The sequence below is a fragment of the Vibrio splendidus genome (assembly GCF_001557875.1).
Taxonomy (GTDB): Bacteria; Pseudomonadota; Gammaproteobacteria; order Enterobacterales; family Vibrionaceae; genus Vibrio; species Vibrio splendidus_F.
In genome coordinates, this window is sequence record NZ_LNRF01000010.1 from 24,799 (window position 1) to 46,590 (window position 21,792).

Genomic DNA, 21,792 nt, shown 5'->3' on the forward strand with positions numbered 1-21,792 from the left:
TTTCCGGTAATGATTGACTTACCGTAACCATTGTTCATCAACTACGATTTATAATTCGTTAATGGCACAAATCTCATCAACTAAGACAAGACTAGACACATGCAAGTTTCAGATTTTCACTTTGACCTACCAGATGAACTCATTGCTCGCTACCCTCAAGAGGAGCGTACAGCAAGCCGCCTGCTTAAATTAGATGGCAATAGCGGTAACCTAGATGATGGTTCGTTTAAAGACGTTTTAGACTTAGTTGAGCCAGGCGATCTTGTCGTTTTCAATAACACTCGAGTAATTCCTGCTCGTGTATTTGGTCGCAAGGCATCAGGCGGTAAGCTTGAAGTGTTGGTTGAACGTATGCTTGATGAGAAAAGCATTCTTGCGCATGTTCGTTGTTCTAAATCACCGAAGCCGGGCACCAAGTTGTTCCTTGGTGAGAACGATGAGTATGAAGCTGAAATGGTGGCGCGTCACGATGCGTTATTTGAAATCCATTTCACATCTGATCAAAGCGTTTTAGAGATTCTTAACAGTGTTGGTCACATGCCACTGCCTCCTTACATCGATCGTCCTGATGAAGATGCAGATAAAGAGCGCTACCAAACTGTCTATAATGAAAAGCCGGGTGCGGTTGCAGCGCCAACAGCAGGTCTTCACTTTGATGACAAGCTAATGGCTGGTATGAAAGAGAAAGGTGTCGAGTTTGCTTACGTGACACTTCACGTTGGTGCTGGCACGTTCCAGCCAGTAAAAGTCGATAATATCAATGATCACCACATGCATGCTGAGTACGTTGAAGTACCGCAAGAAGTGGTTGACGCTGTAGCTGCAGCAAAAGCTCGTGGCGGCCGTATTATCGCTGTCGGCACAACATCTGTACGTTCACTCGAAAGTGCGGCTCAAGATGCACTGAAAAACGGCACTGAGTTAGTTCCTTTCTTTGGTGATACAGAAATTTTCATCTTCCCTGGTTATGAGTACCAGTTGGTGGATTGCTTGATTACCAATTTCCACTTGCCAGAATCAACGCTGATTATGTTGGTAAGTGCATTTGCTGGCTACGACCATGTGATGGGCGCATACGATCACGCGGTGAAGAGCGAATATCGTTTCTTCAGCTACGGCGATGCCATGTTCATCAATAAGAAAACGAGCTAATTTAAGCTAGTTATAAACGATATAAACAGAATTTACGGGTGCTAGCAGTAAGCTAGGAGTCGGGCAGGGTGTCTGTCTAATCTCTCGCAAGGAATACGCGACCGCTCCTCATAGAACCCACTAGACTGAACTTTTGTTTGGCTTAAGGTTCTGAATTAACAGTCAGATTGTTTCTCTGGCATATTGGAGGCTTCGTGAAATTAAAATACGAACTTAAAAAAACTAATAGCGGCGCACGTCGTGGTCAACTTCAGTTTGAACGCGGTACCGTTGAAACCCCAGCATTCATGCCTGTAGGTACTTACGGTACTGTGAAAGGTATGACACCTGAAGAAGTGAAAGACACAGGCGCTGAAATTCTATTAGGTAACACATTCCATCTATGGCTACGTCCTGGTCAAGAAATCATGAAAATGCACGGCGACTTGCATGATTTCATGAACTGGCACGGTCCTATCCTGACTGATTCAGGCGGCTTCCAAGTGTTCAGCCTAGGTGCAATGCGTAAGATCACTGAAGAGGGTGTTCACTTCCGTAACCCTGTAAACGGTGACAAGATCTTCATGGACGCTGAGAAGTCTATGGAAATCCAAAAAGACTTAGGTTCAGACATTGTAATGATCTTCGATGAGTGTACGCCTTACCCAGCGACACACAAAGAAGCAAAAGACTCAATGGAGATGTCTCTTCGTTGGGCTGAGCGTTCACGCAACCACTTCGACAAGCTTGAAAATCTGAACTCACTATTCGGCATCGTTCAAGGTGGTGTGTACGAAGACCTTCGTGATGTATCTGTTAAAGGCCTAACTGAAATTGGTTTTGACGGTTATGCAGTTGGCGGCCTAGCAGTAGGCGAGCCAAAAGAAGATATGCACCGCATTCTTGAGCACACATGTCCTCAACTGCCTGAAGATAAGCCACGTTACCTAATGGGCGTAGGCAAACCAGAAGACCTAGTTGAAGGTGTTCGTCGTGGTATCGACATGTTTGACTGTGTAATGCCAACGCGAAATGCACGCAACGGCCACCTGTTTGTGACTGAAGGTGTGATCAAGATCCGTAATGCGAAGCATAAAACCGATACAACACCACTAGATTCAGAGTGTGACTGTTACACTTGTAAGAACTACAGCAAGTCGTACTTACACCATTTGGATCGTTGTAACGAAATCCTAGGTGCTCGACTGAACACGATTCATAACCTGCGTTTCTACCAACGAGTAATGTCAGACATTCGTCAGTCTATCGATGAAGACCGCTTTGAAGAGTTCGTTGCAGAGTTCTACGCAAGAATGGGGCGTGAAGTGCCACCACTAGGTAAAGAATCTTAGTATTTCTTTTTTGCGAGCCCTATCTCTCTTCCGAGTGATGGGGCTTGAAAATAAAGGGATGCGACCCAATTAGACAAACAATTACGAAAATATAAATAGAGGATGTTTTAAATGTTTATTTCTCAAGCTCATGCAGCAGCAGAAGGTGCACCAGCAGGCGGCGGTTTCGAAATGCTTATCATGCTAGGTATGTTCGCTGTGATCTTCTACTTCATGATCTACCGTCCACAAGCTAAGCGTGTTAAAGAGCACAAGAACCTTATGTCTTCTATGGGCAAAGGCGATGAAGTTCTTACAAGCGGCGGCCTAATCGGCAAGATCACTAAGATTGCTGAAGACAGCGACTACGTTGCTATCGAACTGAATGCAAACAACGAAGTAGTTATCAAGAAAGACTTCGTTACAGCAGTGCTACCAAAAGGTACTCTGAAATCTCTATAAACAGCTAGAGGATCCTCGCTGTGCTAAACCGTTACCCGTTATGGAAGTATTTGATGGTGGTGTTTGCCATCGCTATCGCTGCGTTGTACGCACTTCCAAATATATACGGTGAAGATCCGGCAGTTCAAGTTACAGGGGCGCGCGGCGCCTCTGTAGATATGTCTACGCTGGATGCTGTCACCAATGCTCTTGAAGCAGAAAACCTTTCTACTAAATCCGTTGCTCTCGAAAACGGTTCCATTCTTGTTCGCTTTAACGACACAGATACGCAAATTAGTGCCCGTGATATCATCACAGAAGCACTAGGTGATGACGTTATCGTTGCTTTAAACCTAGCGGCTTCAACTCCTGATTGGCTTGAATCTATTGGCGCAGCGCCAATGAAACTTGGTCTTGACCTGCGTGGTGGTGTTCACTTCTTAATGGAAGTGGATATGGACGCTGCGATGCAAAAGCTGGTCGGTCAACAAGAAGAAGCATTCCGTAGTGAACTTCGTGAAGAGAAAATCCGTTACCGTGCGATTCGCCCATCTGGTAAAGATGCGGTTGAAGTGATCCTACGTAACGAAGAGCAGCTTGCTGAAGCGAAATCGCTACTGCAATCTAAGCACCAAGATATGACGTTCGTAGATTCTGAATCTAACGGTCGCTTCTCTTTGGTTGCAAGCTTTACAGAGGCTCGTCTTCAAGAAATCCGTAACTACGCGGTTGAGCAAAACATTACTATTCTACGTAACCGTGTAAACGAACTTGGTGTTGCTGAACCTTTGGTTCAACGTCAAGGTTCTAGCCGTATCGTAGTGGAATTGCCTGGTGTTCAAGACACGGCTCGCGCTAAAGAAATCCTTGGTGCGACTGCGACGCTTGAGTTCCGTGAAGTGGATAGCAGTGCTGACTTAGCCGCTGCCGCTTCTGGTCGTGCCCCTGCGGGTAGCGAAATCAAGCAAGATCGTGATGGTCGCCCTGTGGTACTTAAGAAACGCGTTATTCTAGGCGGTTCCAGTATTACTGATGCAAGCTCAAGTGTTGATGAATATGGTCGTCCTCAAGTTAACATCTCGCTAGACAGCGAAGGTGGTAGCAAGATGTCTGCATTCTCTCGTCAGAATATCGGTAAGCTAATGGCAACGGTATTTGCAGAGTACAAAGACAGCGGTCGTAAAACACCGGAAGGTCGAGTTATCTTAAGTAAGCACGAAGAAGTAATTAACCAAGCGACGATTCAATCTGCGCTAGGTCGTAACTTCCGTATTACAGGTATCGACTCAACGGCTGAAGCTCATAACTTGGCACTTCTACTACGTGCGGGTGCATTGATTGCGCCTATCTCGATTGTAGAAGAACGTACGATTGGTCCATCTATGGGGCAACAAAACATCGATATGGGTATCATGGCGATGGTTTGGGGTATGGCTGCAGTAATGTTGTTTACTCTGCTTTACTACCGTACTTTCGGTTTGATTGCGAACGTTGCGCTAATGGCTAACTTGGTGTTGATTATCGGTGTTATGTCGATGATTCCGGGGGCTACCATGACCCTGCCAGGTATTGCCGGTATCGTATTAACGGTCGGTATGGCAGTTGATGCCAACGTTCTTATCTTTGAGCGTATACGTGAAGAACTTCGAGATGGACGCAGTCCACAACAAGCGATTCACCAAGGTTACGCGAACGCATTCAGCACAATCGCCGATGCCAACATCACCACACTACTAACAGCAATCATTCTATTTGCTGTGGGTACTGGTGCTATCAAAGGCTTCGCGGTAACGCTGTCTATCGGTATCTTGACTTCAATGTTTACAGCTATTGTCGGAACACGTTGTATCGTGAACCTGATGTATGGCGGCAAACGCGTTAAAAAACTGTCGATCTAAGGCTAGGAATTAATATGTTTCAGATTCTAAAAGCAGACAAAATGATCGACTTTATGCGTTGGTCAAAGGTTGCCTTTGTTTTTTCTATCTTGATGATTGGTACTGCTATCTTCACCCTAACAACAAAATCGTTGAACTGGGGTCTAGATTTTACTGGCGGTACTCTGATTGAAGTTGGTTTTGAACAACCGGCACATCTTCCTGATATCCGTAGTGCACTAGAAGCAGAAGGCTTTGGTGATGCAACGGTACAGAACTTCGGTTCAGCTCGTGATGTAATGGTTCGTTTACGTCCACGTGATGGCGTAGCGGGCGAAACGCTTGGTAACCAAATCCTTTCTGCTATTGAGAATGGTACTGGTGAGCAAGTTGAAATGCGTCGTATCGAGTTCGTTGGTCCTAACGTGGGTGACGAATTAACAGAAGCGGGTGGCCTTGCTATCCTAGTTTCTCTTATCTGTATCTTGATCTACGTATCAGTGCGATTTGAATGGCGTTTGGCAGCGGGTGCGGTATTAGCACTGGCGCACGATGTTATTATCACACTGGGTGTGTTCTCTCTAATGCAAATTGAGGTCGACCTTACCATCGTAGCAGCCTTGCTAACGGTAGTCGGTTACTCCCTCAACGATACCATCGTTGTATTCGACCGTATTCGTGAGAACTTCCGTAAGATGCGTAAAGGTGAAGCGCCTGAAGTGCTGAACAGCTCAATCACACAAACATTGAGCCGTACATTGATCACTTCTGGTACAACGTTATTCGTAGTTATCGCACTGTTCGTTCAGGGCGGCGCTATGATTCACGGATTCGCAACTGCACTTCTACTCGGTATTACGGTTGGTACTTACTCTTCTATCTACGTTGCATCTGCACTAGCAATGAAGTTGGGTATTACGCGTGAACACCTAATGCCACCACAAGTGGAAAAAGAAGGTGAAGAGTTTGACGAGATGCCTTAGGCCTTGGCTTAATACGTTTCGCTAAACCAAAAAAACCGCTAGGTAACTAGCGGTTTTTTTACGTCTGTATTTTGTGGGGAAGCTCTATGCAATTTATCGGCGAAGGGCGTGGTGCTCATCGTTACTATCCACCACCTTGTGCTCGTATTACAAAAAAGCCTCGCAATAGCGAGGCTTTGGAAGTTCTATGCGCCCCTAAAAAAGGAGCTTTAACGTAAGGTCTGAATTACTTCAGCATACCTTCGTTAGCGTTCTCACGAACGTGCTTAAGGATAGACTTAACACCACGTGCGCTTGAAGCAACAACGTTACCAGAAGTCATGTAATCAGTACCGCCAGCAAAGTCAGTCATGATAGCACCAGCTTCACGAGCGATTAGATCGCCAGCTGCTAGATCCCATGGCTTAAGGCCAAGTTCTAGGTAACCATCAACACGGCCAGCTGCTAGGTAACATAGGTCAAGAGCAGGAGAACCTGTACGACGGAAATCAGCACAGTCAATGAATAGACCAGAGATGATCTTCATGAAAGATTCAGAGTGTTGTTTTTGCTTGAATGGGAAACCAGTCGCTAGAACAGTACCTTGAAGGTCTTTTAGTTGAGTAACACGCATACGAGCGTTGTTAAGTTGAGCGCCAGCGCCACGTTGAGCTGTGAATAGCTCGTTTAGCATTGGGTCATAAACACAAGCAACTTCTGTACGACCGTTCATACGAACAGCGATAGATACAGAGAAGTGAGGGAAACCTTTTACAAAGTTGTTGGTGCCATCTAGTGGGTCAACGATCCATTGTACGTCAGAGTCTTTACCTTCAGTCAGGCCTTTCTCTTCAGAAATAATGCTGTGCTCTGGGTAAGATGCTTTGATTGTCTCAATGATCATGTACTCAGCTTCTTGAGCAATGTTAGTAACGTAATCGTTGTTACCTTTTAGAGACGATTCGATCTTATCAGTTGTTTCTAGAGATTTAGCAATATGGTTGCCAGCTTTACGCGCAGCGCGTATCGCAATGTTTAGCATTGGATGCATATGGTTTTTCCCACAAGATGTTAAAGAACAATTTAAAGCGGCGGCGAGTATACCAAAGTTTTACCAAAAGGGAAGTGGTTATTTTTTGAACTCTTGATTTCACATTACGCGAAGGGTCTGACCATTTTACTTTGCTATGTGTTAATATCTCGCGATTATTTTTAAAGTGGTGTCATATAGCATGTTAGACAATGTAAAAGTCGTTCTGGTTGGTACGTCTCATTCGGGAAATATCGGATCAGCAGCTCGCGCAATGAAAGTGATGGGTTTGAGTCAATTAGTTCTTGTAGACCCTCAATGTGAAGTTGACGAGCAGACCTTAGCACTGGCTGCGGGTGCAGGTGACATCGCAGAAAACGCGATAATTGTTTCTACATTAGAAGAAGCGGTAAAAGATTGCGGCTTAGTTGTGGGCTCGAGTGCTCGTTCTCGTACACTTGAATGGCCAATGCTTGAACCACGTGAGTGTGGCCAAAAATTTGCGGTTGAAGGTCAGAAGCACTCTGTAGCTTTAGTGTTTGGTCGCGAGCGTACTGGCTTAACCAATGATGAGCTTCAGAAGTGCCACTTCCATGTATGTATCCCAGCTAACCCTGAATACAGCTCGCTAAACCTAGCAATGGCAGTGCAGACTCTGAGCTATGAAGTTCGCGTTGCACACCTTGATATGGTGGCTAGCCAGTACAAGCCACAGCAACAAGATGAGTACCCTCGTCACGAAGAACTAGAAATGTTCTACGAGCACCTTGAAAAAGTGATTATCGATACCCAGTTTATCTCTAAGGATAAGCCGGGACAGGTGATGAATAAGCTACGTCGTCTGTTCAGTCGAGCTCGTCCAGAGCTGCAAGAGATCAACACTCTACGCGGCATTTTGACTTCAATTGAGAAGAGCAAAAACGACAAATAAAGCCCATGCAAACCCTAAGGGTGAATACCTGACTAAAATAGTCAATTAAATACTTGACCATTTTAGTCAGGTATGAAAAAATCCCAACCACATAAACAATGTGGATACGGTGTGATATGAAGCTTACATCTAAAGGAAGATATGCGGTAACAGCTATGCTAGATGTAGCACTGCATTCGCAAAAAAGCCCAGTTCCTCTGGCTGATATTTCAGAGCGACAAGGCATCTCGTTATCTTACTTAGAGCAACTATTTTCTAAGTTACGTAAAGCTGGCTTAGTTGCTAGTGTTCGCGGCCCTGGCGGTGGTTACCGTTTAGGTGCTGAAGCGAACGACATTGCTGTCGGAACTGTAATTGCTGCAGTCGACGAATCAGTAGATGCAACTAAGTGTCACGGTCGAGCAGATTGCCAAGGTGGCAGTCGTTGTTTAACTCATACCCTATGGCGTGATTTAAGCTCCCGAATTAGCAGCTTCTTGAACGACATTACGCTCGGTGAGCTAATGAAAGATAACGAAGTTTTAGAGATTTCTGATCGTCAAGATATCGATCTTGCGGTTAATAATAGTTTTGCACAAAAAAATACGAGCACTACAACGATTAGTGCAGCACCTCACGGTGTTAATGCCCGCTCTTAGCGGTCAGTTTTTACATTGGAGTAGAAAATGAAACTGCCTATTTACTTTGACTATTCAGCTACATGCCCAGTCGATCCACGAGTTGCTGAGAAAATGGTTCAGTGCATGACGATGGACGGTAACTTCGGTAACCCTGCATCTCGTTCACACCGTTACGGCTGGCAGGCAGAAGAAGCAGTAGATAATGCTCGTGAGCAAATTGCTGACCTACTAAATGCAGACCCACGTGAAATTGTTTTCACTTCAGGCGCTACAGAGTCAGATAACCTTGCTATCAAAGGTGCAGCGCACTTTTACGAGAAGAAAGGTAAGCACGTAATCACGTGCAAAACAGAACACAAAGCGGTTCTTGATCCATGTCGCCAACTAGAGCGTGAGGGTTTTGAGGTAACTTACCTAGAGCCTGAAGCAAATGGCATCATCGATTTAGACAAGCTACAAGCTGCAATGCGTGAAGATACGGTTCTAGTTTCTATCATGCACGTGAACAACGAGATTGGTGTAATCCAAGATATCTCTGCAATCGGTGAATTATGTCGTGCACGCAAGATCATCTTCCACGTTGATGCAGCGCAGTCTGCGGGTAAAATCCCACTAGACGTAAAAGAGATGAAAGTTGACCTTATCTCTATGTCTGCACACAAAGCATACGGCCCTAAAGGTATCGGCGCTTTGTATGTTCGTCGTAAACCACGTATTCGCCTAGAAGCGCAAATGCACGGTGGCGGTCATGAACGTGGTTTCCGTTCTGGTACTCTTGCTACTCACCAAATCGTGGGTATGGGCGAAGCTTTTGCAATCGCTAAACAAGACATGCAGAAAGATTACGATCACGCACTAGCACTTCGTGAGCGCCTATTGAAAGGTGTTCAAGATCTAGAAGCGGTAACGGTAAACGGCGACCTAGACCAACGTGTACCGCACAACCTAAACGTGAGCTTCGCTTTCGTTGAAGGTGAGTCTCTGCTTATGTCTCTAAAAGACCTAGCGGTATCATCTGGTTCTGCATGTACATCAGCAAGCCTAGAGCCTTCATACGTTCTACGTGCGCTTGGTCTGAACGATGAACTGGCACACAGCTCAGTACGTTTCTCATTCGGCCGTTTCACAACGGAAGAAGAAATCGACTACGCGATTGCACAAATCCGTGTAGCGGTAAACAAATTACGCGACATGTCTCCTCTATGGGATATGTATAAAGAAGGGATTGATTTGAACACTGTTGAGTGGGCTCATCACTAATCTCACTGAAATAGAGGATTCGAGGTAACTATCATGGCATATAGCGAAAAAGTAATTGATCACTACGAAAACCCACGTAATGTAGGTTCGTTTGATAAAGAAGACCCAAGTGTAGGTAGCGGCATGGTTGGCGCACCAGCTTGTGGTGACGTAATGAAACTGCAAATCAAGGTAACGCCAGAAGGCATTATCGAAGATGCAAAATTCAAAACTTACGGTTGCGGTAGTGCAATCGCTTCTAGCTCACTAGTAACTGAGTGGGTTAAAGGTAAAAGTATTGATGAAGCAGCGGCTATTAAAAACTCTGAAATCGCAGAAGAGTTAGAGTTGCCACCAGTGAAAGTTCACTGTTCAATTCTAGCTGAAGATGCAATCAAAGCTGCTGTTGCGGATTACAAAAAGAAGCGTTAATCGTCTTATTAAGTAATCACAAAAATAAGCAATATTTGGGAGCATCCTTTGTGCTCCCCCTGAGTTCTCAATTTATATAAAACACAAGGTTGTAGTATGGCCATCACCATGACAGATACGGCAGCAAGCCGAGTTCAAGCTTTCCTAGATAACCGAGGTAAAGGTATCGGGTTACGCTTAGCGGTAAAAACGACTGGCTGTTCGGGTATGGCGTATGTACTAGAATTCGTTGACGAGCTCAACGAAGAAGACGAAGTGTTCGAGCATTCAGGTGTTAAGGTCATCATTGATCCAAAGAGCCTAGTTTACCTAGACGGTACTGAGCTTGATTACGTAAAAGAAGGCCTAAACGAAGGTTTTGAATTCAACAACCCTAACGCGAAAGGCGAATGTGGTTGTGGTGAGAGCTTCAACGTATAAACGCTTCAATCGTTAAGCGTTTATAGTGAGCGAAGAATAAAATTAGGCTCTGATTGAAGAGCCTAAACTTAGGACCACCGTTACATGAATCATTTCGAATTATTTGGGCTACCACTTCAGTTTCAACTGGATGGTAGCCTTCTTTCTTCTCAGTTTAGAGATCTGCAACGCCAATTCCACCCTGATAAATTTGCCACTGCTTCTGAGCGAGATCGTCTGTTAGCGGTGCAAAAAGCTGCGCAAATTAATGATGCGTATCAGGTGTTGAAGAATCCAATTAGCCGTGCAGAATACCTGTTAGTTCAACATGCTGAAGATATCCGTGGTGAACAACAGACCATGCAAGATCCAATGTTTCTTATGGAGCAAATGGAATTGCGTGAAGAGCTTGAAGACATCGCCGACAGTTCTGACCCTGAAGATGCTTTATTTGCATTTGAAGGAAAGGTTAGCAAAATGTATAAACAACAATTAAGCGCTATCCAACAAGAACTAGACAGTCAGGCTTGGTTGGAAGCTGCAGACCGAGTAAGAAAGCTAAAGTTTATTGCAAAATTAAAGAATGAAATCGAGTTAGTTGAAGATCGTTTGATCGGCTAGTTCGTATAACAAGGACACATCCATGGCACTACTTCAGATTGCAGAACCAGGGCAAAGCGCCGCTCCTCACCAGCACAAGCTTGCTGTGGGTATTGATTTAGGTACAACAAATTCATTGGTTGCGTCGGTGCGCAGTGGTGAGGCGAGCACACTTGCGGATCAACAAGGTCGCAGTATTCTTCCTTCGGTTGTTCACTATACGTCAGAGTCGTACACGACTGGTGATGAAGCTCGTGCAAATGCACAGACAGATCCTAAAAATACCATTATCTCAGTTAAGCGACTAATCGGTCGTTCACTGTCAGATATTCAACAGCGATACCCATCTCTGCCATATCAGTTTGAAGAAAGTGATAATGGTTTGCCTGTGATTCGCACAGAGCAAGGTAACAAGAACCCAATTCAAGTATCTGCAGACATTCTGCGAGCGCTAGGTCAACGTGCGGAGTCAACACTCGGTGGTGAGCTATCTGGTGCTGTTATTACCGTTCCTGCTTACTTTGATGATGCGCAGCGTGCTGGCACAAAAGACGCGGCGCAACTTGCTGGTCTTCATGTGTTACGTCTTCTTAATGAACCCACTGCAGCTGCGATTGCTTACGGCTTGGATTCAGGTAAAGAAGGAGTAATTGCGGTTTATGACTTAGGTGGTGGTACGTTTGATATCTCTATCCTACGCCTATCTAAAGGTGTCTTCGAAGTTTTAGCAACAGGCGGTGACTCAGCATTAGGTGGCGACGACTTTGACCATTTAGTTGCGGAGCATCTCCAACAGCAAATGGGTTTATCAGAGCTAACAGCAGAACAGAACCGTATTCTTCTAGACGCAGCAACAGAAGCGAAGATTGGCTTATCTGAAGCGGAAAGCGTTGAGGTTGACGTACTAGGTTGGTCTGGTTCATTAACTCGTGAAGAGTTCGAAGAGATCATTAAACCGCTCGTTAAGAAAACACTGCTTTCGTGCCGTCGAGCACTGAAAGATGCGGAAGTTGATGCAGATGAAGTTCTAGAAGTCGTGATGGTCGGTGGTTCAACTCGCACATTACTTGTTCGAGAAATGGTTGGTGACTTCTTTGGGCGCACGCCATTAACTAGTATCAACCCTGATGAAGTGGTTGCGATTGGTGCATCGATTCAAGCGGATATCTTAGTCGGCAATAAGCCTGACTCAGAAATGTTGCTATTGGATGTTATCCCTCTGTCTCTTGGTATCGAAACCATGGGCGGCTTGGTCGAAAAGATCATCCCTCGTAACACCACGATCCCAGTTGCTCGCGCACAAGAATTTACCACGTTCAAAGACGGTCAAACTGCTATGACAGTGCACACAGTGCAAGGTGAACGCGAAATGGTTGATGACTGTCGTTCATTAGCTCGATTTGCTTTGAAAGGCATTCCACCGATGACTGCAGGTGCTGCTCATATTCGTGTGACTTACCAAGTGGATGCTGATGGCCTGCTATCGGTTACCGCAATGGAGAAGAGCACTGGCGTTCAAGCTGAAATCCAAGTTAAGCCGTCTTACGGTCTAAGCGATAACGAAGTGGCTAGCATGTTGAAAGATTCGATGACGTTTGCAAAAGAAGACATGCAAGCGCGTGCTCTGGCTGAGCAACGCGTAGAAGCGGATCGCGTTATCGAAGGCCTTATCGCTGCAATGCAAGCCGATGGCGATGAGCTGCTTGATGAGCAAGGCAAACAACAACTTGTTCAAGCGATTGAAGCACTGATTGCAGTGCGTAATGGCGACAATGCTGATGCCATTGAACTAGAAATTAAGAATACCGACAAAGCGAGCCAAGACTTTGCTTCTCGTCGTATGGATAAATCAATTCGTGCTGCACTGTCAGGTCAGTCAGTCGATAATATTTAATAGTTAGAGAATAGATAAACATGCCAAAGATTATTGTTTTACCTCACGAAGATCTATGTCCAGAAGGCGCTGTTTTAGAAGCAAAAACTGGTGAGACGGTTCTTGATGTTGCACTGAAGGCCGGTATTGGTATTGAACACGCATGTGAAAAATCGTGTGCATGTACAACATGTCACGTTGTGATTCGTGAAGGTTTTGATTCTTTAGAAGAGAGTGATGATCTAGAAGACGACATGCTAGATAAAGCATGGGGCTTAGAGATGGAATCTCGCCTGGGTTGCCAAGCTAAAGTGGCTGATACGGATCTTGTTGTAGAAATTCCAAAGTACACGTTGAACCTGGCTTCTGAAGACCACTAAGAACCTGTTCTCAGTCATGGCTAAGACAGTGATGACTGAGAGAGCTATTGCTTAGACAAACAGACTAAGAAAACTGGCCTAGAATATAGATCATATAGGTGACAGAGCGTCGCTGATAAATATAAGGAAGTGTTATGAGCTTGAAGTGGATTGATTCGCGAGATATCGCAATTGAGCTATGTGATTTGTACCCTGATACTGATCCTAAAACGGTACGTTTTACCGATCTGCATCAATGGGTGCTAGACCTTGAAGAGTTTGATGACGAGCCTAACCACTCGAATGAAAAAATCTTAGAGGCTATTATTTTGTGCTGGATGGATGAGATGGATTAATCATCTCATCTAATGATTTGGTCACGGGTTGGAAATACTCCAATATAAAACGCAGCCAAGTTAACAATTCTTACTAAAAAAAGCGGACCTTATGGTCCGTTTTTTTATCAAAATGACATTTTCCTCCTACATAATGCTAACATCAGTGCGCTAATAAAAAATAATCAGAATCACATACTCAAAGTGGTTCATGACAAGGAGAAATCATGTCTACACAGATGTCAGTATTTTTAAGTCAAGAAGCTGCCCAGCCTCAGTGGGGAGCAAGAGCTATTTTATCGTTCTCGGAAGCAGGAGCGACAATTCACATTGGTGAAGGCCACGATCTAGGCGCAATTCAGCGTGCTGGTCGTACGCTTGACGGACAAGGTATCGCATTCGTTTCACTTCGTGGTGAAGGTTGGGATCTAGAAAGCGTTTGGGCTTTCTACCAAGGCTACCGTGGACCAAAGAAAAAGAATGCATTGGAATGGGATGCACTTTCAGAAGCCGATCAAACAGAGCTTGAAGCTCGTATTCGCGCGACAGACTGGACGCGTGACATTATCAATAAAACTGCTGAAGAAGTGGCACCTCGTCAACTCGCAACTATGGCTGCAGAATACATCAAGTCAGTGGCACCAGCGGGCACTGTTAAAGCGAAGATCGTTAAAGATAAGGATCTACTAACCGAAGGTTGGGAAGGCATCTACGCGGTCGGCCGCGGCTCTGAGCGTACATCAGCAATGCTGCAACTGGACTTCAACCCAACCGGTGACGAAAACGCACCAGTGTTTGCTTGTTTAGTGGGTAAAGGTATTACTTTTGACTCAGGCGGTTACAGCATCAAGCCAGGTCAATTCATGACAGCGATGAAGGCTGACATGGGCGGTGCAGCAACGATTACTGGTGGTTTGGGCCTTGCGATTGAACGTGGTCTGAACAAGCGTATTAAGCTTATTCTATGTTGCGCAGAGAACATGATCTCTGGTCGCGCATTGAAGCTTGGCGACATCATTACTTACAAAAATGGTAAGACCGTTGAGATTATGAACACCGATGCGGAAGGTCGCTTGGTGTTGGCTGATGGCCTAATGTACGCAAGTGCACAAAGCCCTGATCTGATCATCGACTGTGCAACGCTAACAGGCGCTGCTAAAAACGCACTAGGTAACGACTACCACGCACTATTAAGTTTTGATGATGAGTTATCCCACCAAGCGCTAACGGCGGCAAACCAAGAGAAAGAAGGCCTGTGGCCACTGCCTCTTGCTGATTTCCACCGTGGTATGTTGCCTTCAAACTTTGCTGATCTTTCAAACATCAGCACGGGTGATTACACGCCGGGCGCAAGTACAGCAGCGGCATTCCTTTCTTACTTTGTAGATGACTACAAAAAAGGTTGGATTCATATGGATTGTGCGGGTACTTACCGTAAGTCAGCAAGTGACAAGTGGGCGGCAGGCGCAACGGGTATGGGCGTTCGCACACTGGCTCGTCTTCTTATCGACCAAGCAAAATAATAATAAGTGTGAGCGGTATTTCGATATCGCTTATTCATAAACTTAGATCGAATGATCTCAGTAATTTCAGTATTTAATAACAAAAAAATGAAGTGAAGGAATCCCTATGGCTCTAGAAAGAACGTTCTCAATTGTTAAGCCGGATGCAGTTAAGCGTAACCTTGTTGGTGAAATCTACCACCGTATCGAAAAAGCAGGCCTAGAAATTATTGCCGCTAAGATGGTTCGTCTTACTGAAGAGCAAGCGAGCGGCTTCTACGCGGAACATGAAGGCAAAGAATTTTTTGGTCCACTAAAAGAGTTCATGACTTCTGGTCCTATCATGGTTCAAGTACTTGAAGGCGAAAACGCAATCGCTCGTTACCGTGAGCTTATGGGTAAAACGAACCCAGAAGAAGCAGCATGCGGCACTATCCGCGCTGACTACGCAATCAGCATGCGTTACAACTCAGTACACGGCAGCGACAGCCCTGAGTCTGCAGCTCGTGAAATCGAGTTCTTCTTCCCAGAATCTGAAATTTGCCCACGCCCAGCTAAATAATAGGCATAGCAAATCATTCTAAAGGCTTCACTTCGGTGAGGCCTTTTTTGTCAGTGGATTTTACGTTATTCGACCTTACTGTGATAAATGGGAAGTTGCTGGTGAATACCGACGTCATTCCCGAAAGCGACGAAGGAGCGTAGTCGGGAATCTGTTTTTGTTATTGGAGATTCCAGATACCTCGTCCCTCGGCTCTGGAATGACGGGGAGCTTTGGAGCCACAATCTCGTGGTAAATATTACCGAGCTGTTGGTGAATATTTACGTCATTCCCGAAAGAGACGGAGGAGTGTAATCGGGAATCTTTTCTTCAAATTGGGTAATATCAGGCCGATAAATACAACTGTTTAAATTTTAATCGCTTAAGTTTGAATGTCTTAATAAACACAGGGTTTTACAATGCTTGTTGAAGTTGCGTAAAGCCTGTACAATTCGCGCCCTTAATTATTGTTCCGTCATTGAGAGGCATCATGACCACAGCTAAAGTCAATCTACTCGATTTTGATCGTAAAGGTCTTCGTAAATTTTTCACAGAAGAACTGAATGAGAAAGCGTTTCGAGCAGAGCAAGTGATGAAGTGGATTTATCACTTCGGTGTCGATGACTTCGAACAGATGAACAACATCAACAAAAAGTTACGTGAGAAACTTCAACGTCGCTGTGAGATTGTTGCACCTGTTGTTTCTGAAGCTCAACACTCTTCAGATGGCACAATTAAATGGGCGATGAGCGTTGGCGACCAAGACGTTGAGACTGTATACATCCCAGATGGTGACCGTGCGACGCTGTGTGTGTCTTCACAGGTGGGTTGTGCACTTGAATGTAAGTTCTGTTCTACAGCTCAACAAGGCTTCAACCGTAACCTAAAAGTTTCAGAGATTGTTGGCCAAATCTGGCGCGCATCTCGCGAAATCGGCCTAGAAAAAGAAACCGGTCGCCGTCCAATTACTAACGTTGTAATGATGGGTATGGGCGAGCCTCTATTGAACATGAAGAACCTAATGCCATCATTAGAAATCATGCTTGATGATCTAGGTTTCGCACTGTCTAAGCGTCGTGTAACCGTATCAACTTCTGGTGTTGTATCTGGCCTTGACCAAATGACAGACAACATCGATGTAGCATTGGCTATCTCTCTACACGCGCCAAACGATGCACTACGTAGCCAAATCATGCCGATCAACGACCGTTGGGATATCCAAGACTTCCTAGCATCTGTTCGTCGTTACATTGCATCTTCAAATGCTAACCGCGGTAAAGTAACGGTTGAGTACGTGTTATTGGACCATGTGAATGATGATATGGACCACGCACGTGAACTTGCAGAGCTAATGAAAGAGACGCCTTGTAAAATCAACTTGATTCCATTCAACCCTTACCCGGGTTCGCCTTATAAGAAGCCAAGCAACTCTCGTATTGATCGCTTCCAAAAAACGCTGATGGAATATAACTACACAGTAACGGTTCGTAAAACTCGTGGTGATGATATTGATGCCGCGTGTGGTCAGTTAGTCGGTGATGTTATTGACAGAACCAAGCGTACTAAAATGCTTAAAGCAGCCTCTGAAGCGAACTTGATTGCCGGTGATGTGATTGAAGTAAAAGCGGTATAAAACGCGATTAGAACCTAAACAAGCCAGAAGTCTTACTTCTGGCTTGTTGCTTTTCTGGGGTACAGTTTTTGATTTTTTGGACTTCTTGCCCACGCTTTCTTACATTTTTCGTCAAATTTTGGACAAAACCATGAGCTGACGGTAAATTTTGTTTAAAGTGTTTTTGCCTTGTAATGGCATTAGCTTATGATTAACTAATCTTAAATTAATTTAAGTGCTCGCTTGCTACTGATCGTCAATATGTCTATTTAGGTTGGCTACTTGATAAACTAGCTTCCTGAGAAGGTCATCCATAATAAATGAATGATGTTCGCCTTTAAGGGTTGATGATTTAGATAGCAGGAAAAATTCCACATAACGTGGGTTGTTAGATTGAGCTTAAACGACAATAAAAAAAACGCTCTCCTCAACCTGCAATAATACTTTAGAAGTTCACTCTCTATGAACACAGAACAAGATACACAAACACAAGAAACCGTAGCTCCAGCTTTGGAAGCGGGTACGCTGCTTAAGAATAAACGAGAATCTCTTGGTTTAACGCAAAAGCAGATTTCTGATCGCTTGAAACTTCGCGTTACGCTGATCCAACAAATTGAAGAAAACCAATTCGAGTCAGATCAAGTGGCGACGTTTATGCGTGGCTATATTCGTTCATACGCGAAATACGTCAATCTTGACGAAAAAGTGGTATTGAGTGCGCTGCATCACGCCGGTGATGCTCAGCATCAAGAACAAGAAATGTTGAGCTTTTCTCGTAAGACCAAAACCGAGAAGCACAACAGCCGTATTATGATCCTGACTTGGAGCATTTTTGCGGTCATTGCGGGTATCTCCTCACTTTGGTGGTGGCAGAACCAACAACAAGACACCTTATCTCAATCTTTAGCGAATACTGAAAGCTCAGAAGAGCTAGCAGTAGAAGAATCACTCGCCCCTGAATTCACCTCTTTAGAAGTGATTGAAGCTGAACAAAACGAAGCGGGTGCTTCTGTTGTTGAAGGTACTGAAGGCCTTGCTGCGATAAGCGATGCGGAAGATAGTTCAGATGCTGTTGCTGACGAAACGCCTGCACCACATGCAACAGAGACAGAACCAACTGCTGAAGTTAATGCAAATGCAGAAGCTGTTGAAGCAAACACTACTCCTGAAGCTGTGGTTAACGAGCTAGTGATGCAGTTCTCTGCTGATTGCTGGATCCAAGTAAAAGATGCAACGGGTAAAATCTTGTCGACTGGCATCAAAAAAGCAGGTCAGTTGTTAAATCTATCAGGAACCGCGCCATATAAAGTGATTCTAGGTGCGCCAGAAGGCGTATCAATGACATTTGCAAGTGAACCTGTCGACCTTTCTGGGTATACTTCAGGCAAAGTAGCTAGAATAACCTTACCTTAGAGTTAATATGCAACACGAATCTCCTATTATTCGTCGCAAATCAACCCGTATTTATGTGGGTGATGTGCCGATCGGTGATGGTGCACCAATTGCTGTGCAATCCATGACCAACACAAGAACAACAGATGTAGCCGCGACCGTTGCTCAAATTAGAGCTCTGGAAAAAGTTGGCGCTGATATCGTTCGCGTATCCGTACCGACTATGGATGCCGCTGAAGCCTTTAAGCTAATCAAGCAGCAGGTCTCTGTTCCTTTGGTTGCTGATATTCACTTCGACTACCGTATCGCACTTAAAGTGGCTGAATACGGCGTTGACTGTCTGCGTATCAACCCAGGCAACATCGGTAATGAAAGCCGTATCCGCTCAGTTGTTGATTGCGCACGTGATATGAATATTCCGATTCGTATTGGTGTTAACGGCGGTTCTCTTGAGAAAGAGATCCAAGAGAAATACACAGAACCTACAGCAGAAGCGCTTGTTGAATCAGCAATGCGTCACGTAGATATCCTCGACCGTCTGAACTTTGATCAATTCAAAGTCAGCGTTAAGGCGTCTGATGTATTCCTTGCAGTCGGTTCTTACCGCTTGCTTGCTAAGCAGATTGACCAACCTCTTCATCTTGGCATTACCGAAGCGGGTGGTGCGCGTGCTGGCTCTGTGAAGTCCGCGGTAGGTTTAGGTATGCTTCTTTCTGAAGGTATCGGCGACACGCTGCGTATCTCGCTAGCGGCTGATCCTGTTGAAGAGATCAAAGTTGGTTTTGATATTCTTAAATCTTTGCGCATTCGTTCGCGTGGCATCAACTTCATTGCGTGTCCGAGCTGTTCTCGTCAAGAGTTCGATGTTATTAACACTGTTAATGCCCTTGAAGAGCGCTTAGAAGACGTGATCACTCCAATGGATGTGTCAATCATCGGTTGTGTGGTTAACGGCCCTGGTGAAGCTGAAGTGTCTCACTTAGGTTTAGCCGGTAGTGCACGTAAGAGCGCCTTCTACGAAGACGGTAAGCGTCAGAAAGAGCGCTTCGACAACGATGACCTTGTCGACAAACTTGAAGCTAAGATTCGTGCAAAAGCGTCAGTGCTTGATCAAGCAAATCGCATTGATGTAGAAAACTTAGAAGATTAATACAACGCGATGGGGTGTGATTGTCTATTCGCACTAACACCTGGTCGTGAGAAATTACGGAATAAATACTGTGGCTAAAAATATCCAAGCAATTCGAGGCATGAACGACTGCCTTCCAACTCAATCACCACTGTGGCAGAAAGTAGAAAGCGCAGTTAAAAACGTGGTGAGTGCATACGGTTACAACGAAGTGCGTATGCCTATCGTTGAAGAAACAAACCTATTTAGCCGTGCAGTTGGTGAAGAGACAGACGTTGTTTCTAAAGAGATGTACACTTTTGATGACCGCAATGGCGATAGCCTAACGCTGCGTCCAGAAGGCACAGCAGGTTGTGTTCGTTCATGTATTCAAAACAGCCTTATCAACCGTGATGAACAGCGCCTATGGTACATGGGCCCGATGTTCCGTCACGAGCGTCCTCAAAAAGGTCGTTACCGTCAATTCCACCAATGTGGTGTTGAGGTGTTTGGCCTAGATGGTCCAGATGTTGACGCAGAACTTATCATGATGACAGCACGTCTATGGCGTGAGCTAGGTATCGATAAGCACGTTCGCCTAGAGCTAAACTCAATCGGTTCTCAAGAAGATCGCGTAAGCTACCGCACTGCGTTAGTGGCTTTCCTTGAGCAACACATTGATGTGCTAGATGAAGACTGTAAACGTCGCATGCACACTAACCCTCTACGTGTACTGGATACTAAGAACCCTGATGTTCAAGCTATCTTAGGTGACGCACCTCGACTATCTGAATATCTAGGTGAAGAATCGAAGCAACATTTTGCTGGTTTATGTGAACTTCTTGACGCTGTTGGTATCGAATACCAAGTTAATGAGCGTCTAGTTCGTGGTCTAGATTACTACAACCGCACCGTATTTGAGTGGATCACTGATAGTCTTGGTGCTCAAGGTACAGTCTGTGGCGGCGGCCGTTACGATGGTCTTGTTGAGCAACTAGGCGGCAAAGCAACCAATGCAGTTGGCTTCGCAATGGGTCTAGAGCGTCTGGTTCTGATGATGGAAACGCTAGAGCTAACAGAAGTTCGCCGTAGTGTTGATGTATACGTAGTTGCTGCTGGCGAAGGTACTATGATCGCGGGTATGCAGTTAGCGAATCAATTACGCGACACTGTTGAAGGCGTACGTGTAATGAACCACTTCGGTGGTGGTAACTTCAAGAAGCAATTCAAACGTGCTGACAAAGTAGGTGCTGTTGTGGCGCTGGTACTTGGTGAGAACGAAGTTGCTGACAATACAGTTGTGCTAAAAGATCTGGTTGGCGGCGAGCAAGAAACCGTGTCTCAAACGGAAGTTGCAGAGAAAGTTGCTGCGCTAATCTAATTAGCCATTGAGCAAACGCTCATAATGAATACTAACGTCAGCACTATGCTGGCGTTTAAAGAATTAAAGAGGACAGGAAGTGGAACTTTACGATAGCGAAGAGCAACAAGTTGAAGCCATTAAAGATTGGTGGAAAGAGAACGGTAAAGCCGTAATCTTTGGTGCGGTTATTGGTTTAGGTGGTCTATTTGGCTGGCGCTATTACCAAGATTCAGTCGTTGAAGCGCGTGAAGCTGCTTCAGAAAGCTACACCTCTGTAATTTCAGCTCTTGATGCTAAGGGCGTTGATGCTCAATCTGATATTCAAGCTTTCATCGACGCAAACAAAGATGCTGAGTACTCAGTACTTGCTGCTATGCAATTAGCAAAAGTACAAGTACAAGCGGGTGAGCTAGCAGCAGCACTTGAACAGCTTGAGTGGGCAAAATCGGCAACTAAGGACGCGGCACTTGCGCCACTACTTACTTACCGTGTTGCACGTATTAAAGCTGAGCAAGGTGAATTTGACGCAGCGCTGGCTGATCTTGCTGCTATGACAGACGAATCTTGGAAAGGCCGTGTTGCTGAACTGCGTGGTGATATCTCACTTCGTAAAGGCGACACTGACGCAGCATACAGTGCTTACACAGAAGCACAGCAAGCTGTTGACGCTAGCCAAACGCTTCAAATCAAACTTGACGACCTAGCTAAATAAGG

General features: G+C 45.1%; 22 protein-coding genes. 21 read left to right on the forward strand and 1 reads right to left on the reverse strand.

Going from position 1 to position 21,792, the window contains the following annotated elements:
- The first annotated feature begins 99 nt into the window (after positions 1-99).
- From queA to secF, 5 genes are all read left to right on the forward strand, one after another.
- Positions 100-1,152: a tRNA preQ1(34) S-adenosylmethionine ribosyltransferase-isomerase QueA gene (gene queA / locus ATB74_RS19070; protein WP_061019455.1), complete on the forward strand. Its 1,053-nt coding sequence runs from the start codon at positions 100-102 to the stop codon at positions 1,150-1,152.
- A 194-nt stretch (positions 1,153-1,346) separates the two neighbouring features.
- Entirely contained in the window at positions 1,347-2,483 is a 1,137-nt protein-coding gene (gene tgt / locus ATB74_RS19075; protein ID WP_061019456.1) for a tRNA guanosine(34) transglycosylase Tgt, read from the forward strand.
- 111 nt (positions 2,484-2,594) lie between these two features.
- Entirely contained in the window at positions 2,595-2,924 is a 330-nt protein-coding gene (yajC, locus tag ATB74_RS19080; protein WP_010440492.1) for a preprotein translocase subunit YajC, read from the forward strand.
- 20 nt (positions 2,925-2,944) lie between these two features.
- Positions 2,945-4,801 (forward strand): protein translocase subunit SecD, encoded by a 1,857-nt coding sequence (secD, locus tag ATB74_RS19085; protein ID WP_081090147.1) that lies wholly within the window; start codon positions 2,945-2,947, stop codon positions 4,799-4,801.
- Between the two features lie 14 nt (positions 4,802-4,815).
- Entirely contained in the window at positions 4,816-5,763 is a 948-nt protein-coding gene (gene secF, locus ATB74_RS19090; protein WP_048658840.1) for a protein translocase subunit SecF, read from the forward strand.
- Between the two features lie 226 nt (positions 5,764-5,989).
- Here the strand turns inward: secF and suhB are convergent, their stop codons facing one another.
- Positions 5,990-6,793, reverse strand: coding sequence for an inositol-1-monophosphatase (gene suhB / locus ATB74_RS19095; RefSeq protein WP_017062836.1), 804 nt, complete (start codon positions 6,791-6,793; stop codon positions 5,990-5,992).
- A gap of 181 nt (positions 6,794-6,974) precedes the next feature.
- On the opposite strand from suhB, the gene trmJ reads away from it, so the two are divergent.
- From trmJ to ATB74_RS19175, 16 genes are all read left to right on the forward strand, one after another.
- Positions 6,975-7,703 carry a tRNA (cytosine(32)/uridine(32)-2'-O)-methyltransferase TrmJ gene (trmJ, locus tag ATB74_RS19100; RefSeq protein WP_061019458.1) on the forward strand — a complete coding sequence of 243 codons (729 nt, stop codon included), beginning with the start codon at positions 6,975-6,977 and terminating at the stop codon, positions 7,701-7,703.
- Positions 7,704-7,819: 116 nt separating this feature from the next.
- A complete protein-coding gene (iscR, locus tag ATB74_RS19105) occupies positions 7,820-8,341 on the forward strand; it encodes a Fe-S cluster assembly transcriptional regulator IscR (protein ID WP_081090148.1) in 522 nt (173 codons plus the stop codon).
- 27 nt (positions 8,342-8,368) lie between these two features.
- Positions 8,369-9,583, forward strand: a complete 1,215-nt coding sequence (locus ATB74_RS19110; RefSeq protein WP_060983295.1) for an IscS subfamily cysteine desulfurase — start codon at positions 8,369-8,371, stop codon at positions 9,581-9,583.
- Between the two features lie 33 nt (positions 9,584-9,616).
- Positions 9,617-9,994 (forward strand): Fe-S cluster assembly scaffold IscU, encoded by a 378-nt coding sequence (gene iscU / locus ATB74_RS19115; protein ID WP_004740340.1) that lies wholly within the window; start codon positions 9,617-9,619, stop codon positions 9,992-9,994.
- Positions 9,995-10,090: 96 nt separating this feature from the next.
- Positions 10,091-10,414, forward strand: coding sequence for an iron-sulfur cluster assembly protein IscA (iscA, locus tag ATB74_RS19120; RefSeq protein ID WP_010440519.1), 324 nt, complete (start codon positions 10,091-10,093; stop codon positions 10,412-10,414).
- 84 nt (positions 10,415-10,498) lie between these two features.
- Complete coding sequence (gene hscB, locus ATB74_RS19125) at positions 10,499-11,014, forward strand: co-chaperone HscB (RefSeq protein ID WP_061019460.1); 516 nt, start codon at positions 10,499-10,501, stop codon at positions 11,012-11,014.
- A 22-nt stretch (positions 11,015-11,036) separates the two neighbouring features.
- Positions 11,037-12,887, forward strand: coding sequence for a Fe-S protein assembly chaperone HscA (hscA, locus tag ATB74_RS19130; protein ID WP_061019461.1), 1,851 nt, complete (start codon positions 11,037-11,039; stop codon positions 12,885-12,887).
- Positions 12,888-12,907: 20 nt separating this feature from the next.
- Complete coding sequence (gene fdx, locus ATB74_RS19135; protein ID WP_010440525.1) at positions 12,908-13,246, forward strand: ISC system 2Fe-2S type ferredoxin; 339 nt, start codon at positions 12,908-12,910, stop codon at positions 13,244-13,246.
- 134 nt (positions 13,247-13,380) lie between these two features.
- On the forward strand, positions 13,381-13,581 hold the full coding sequence (iscX, locus tag ATB74_RS19140; protein ID WP_004740335.1) for a Fe-S cluster assembly protein IscX: 201 nt from the start codon (positions 13,381-13,383) through the stop codon (positions 13,579-13,581).
- Between the two features lie 206 nt (positions 13,582-13,787).
- Positions 13,788-15,083, forward strand: coding sequence for an aminopeptidase PepB (pepB, locus tag ATB74_RS19145; protein WP_061019462.1), 1,296 nt, complete (start codon positions 13,788-13,790; stop codon positions 15,081-15,083).
- A gap of 106 nt (positions 15,084-15,189) precedes the next feature.
- Entirely contained in the window at positions 15,190-15,624 is a 435-nt protein-coding gene (gene ndk / locus ATB74_RS19150) for a nucleoside-diphosphate kinase (RefSeq protein WP_061019463.1), read from the forward strand.
- A gap of 469 nt (positions 15,625-16,093) precedes the next feature.
- A complete protein-coding gene (locus tag ATB74_RS19155; protein ID WP_060983298.1) occupies positions 16,094-17,236 on the forward strand; it encodes a bifunctional tRNA (adenosine(37)-C2)-methyltransferase TrmG/ribosomal RNA large subunit methyltransferase RlmN in 1,143 nt (380 codons plus the stop codon).
- 441 nt (positions 17,237-17,677) lie between these two features.
- Complete coding sequence (gene rodZ / locus ATB74_RS19160; protein ID WP_061019464.1) at positions 17,678-18,628, forward strand: cytoskeleton protein RodZ; 951 nt, start codon at positions 17,678-17,680, stop codon at positions 18,626-18,628.
- 7 nt (positions 18,629-18,635) lie between these two features.
- A complete protein-coding gene (gene ispG, locus ATB74_RS19165) occupies positions 18,636-19,757 on the forward strand; it encodes a flavodoxin-dependent (E)-4-hydroxy-3-methylbut-2-enyl-diphosphate synthase (protein ID WP_048658835.1) in 1,122 nt (373 codons plus the stop codon).
- A 70-nt stretch (positions 19,758-19,827) separates the two neighbouring features.
- Complete coding sequence (gene hisS / locus ATB74_RS19170) at positions 19,828-21,096, forward strand: histidine--tRNA ligase (RefSeq protein WP_017062514.1); 1,269 nt, start codon at positions 19,828-19,830, stop codon at positions 21,094-21,096.
- Between the two features lie 79 nt (positions 21,097-21,175).
- Positions 21,176-21,790, forward strand: coding sequence for a YfgM family protein (locus ATB74_RS19175; RefSeq protein WP_061019465.1), 615 nt, complete (start codon positions 21,176-21,178; stop codon positions 21,788-21,790).
- Positions 21,791-21,792: the final 2 nt, after the last annotated feature.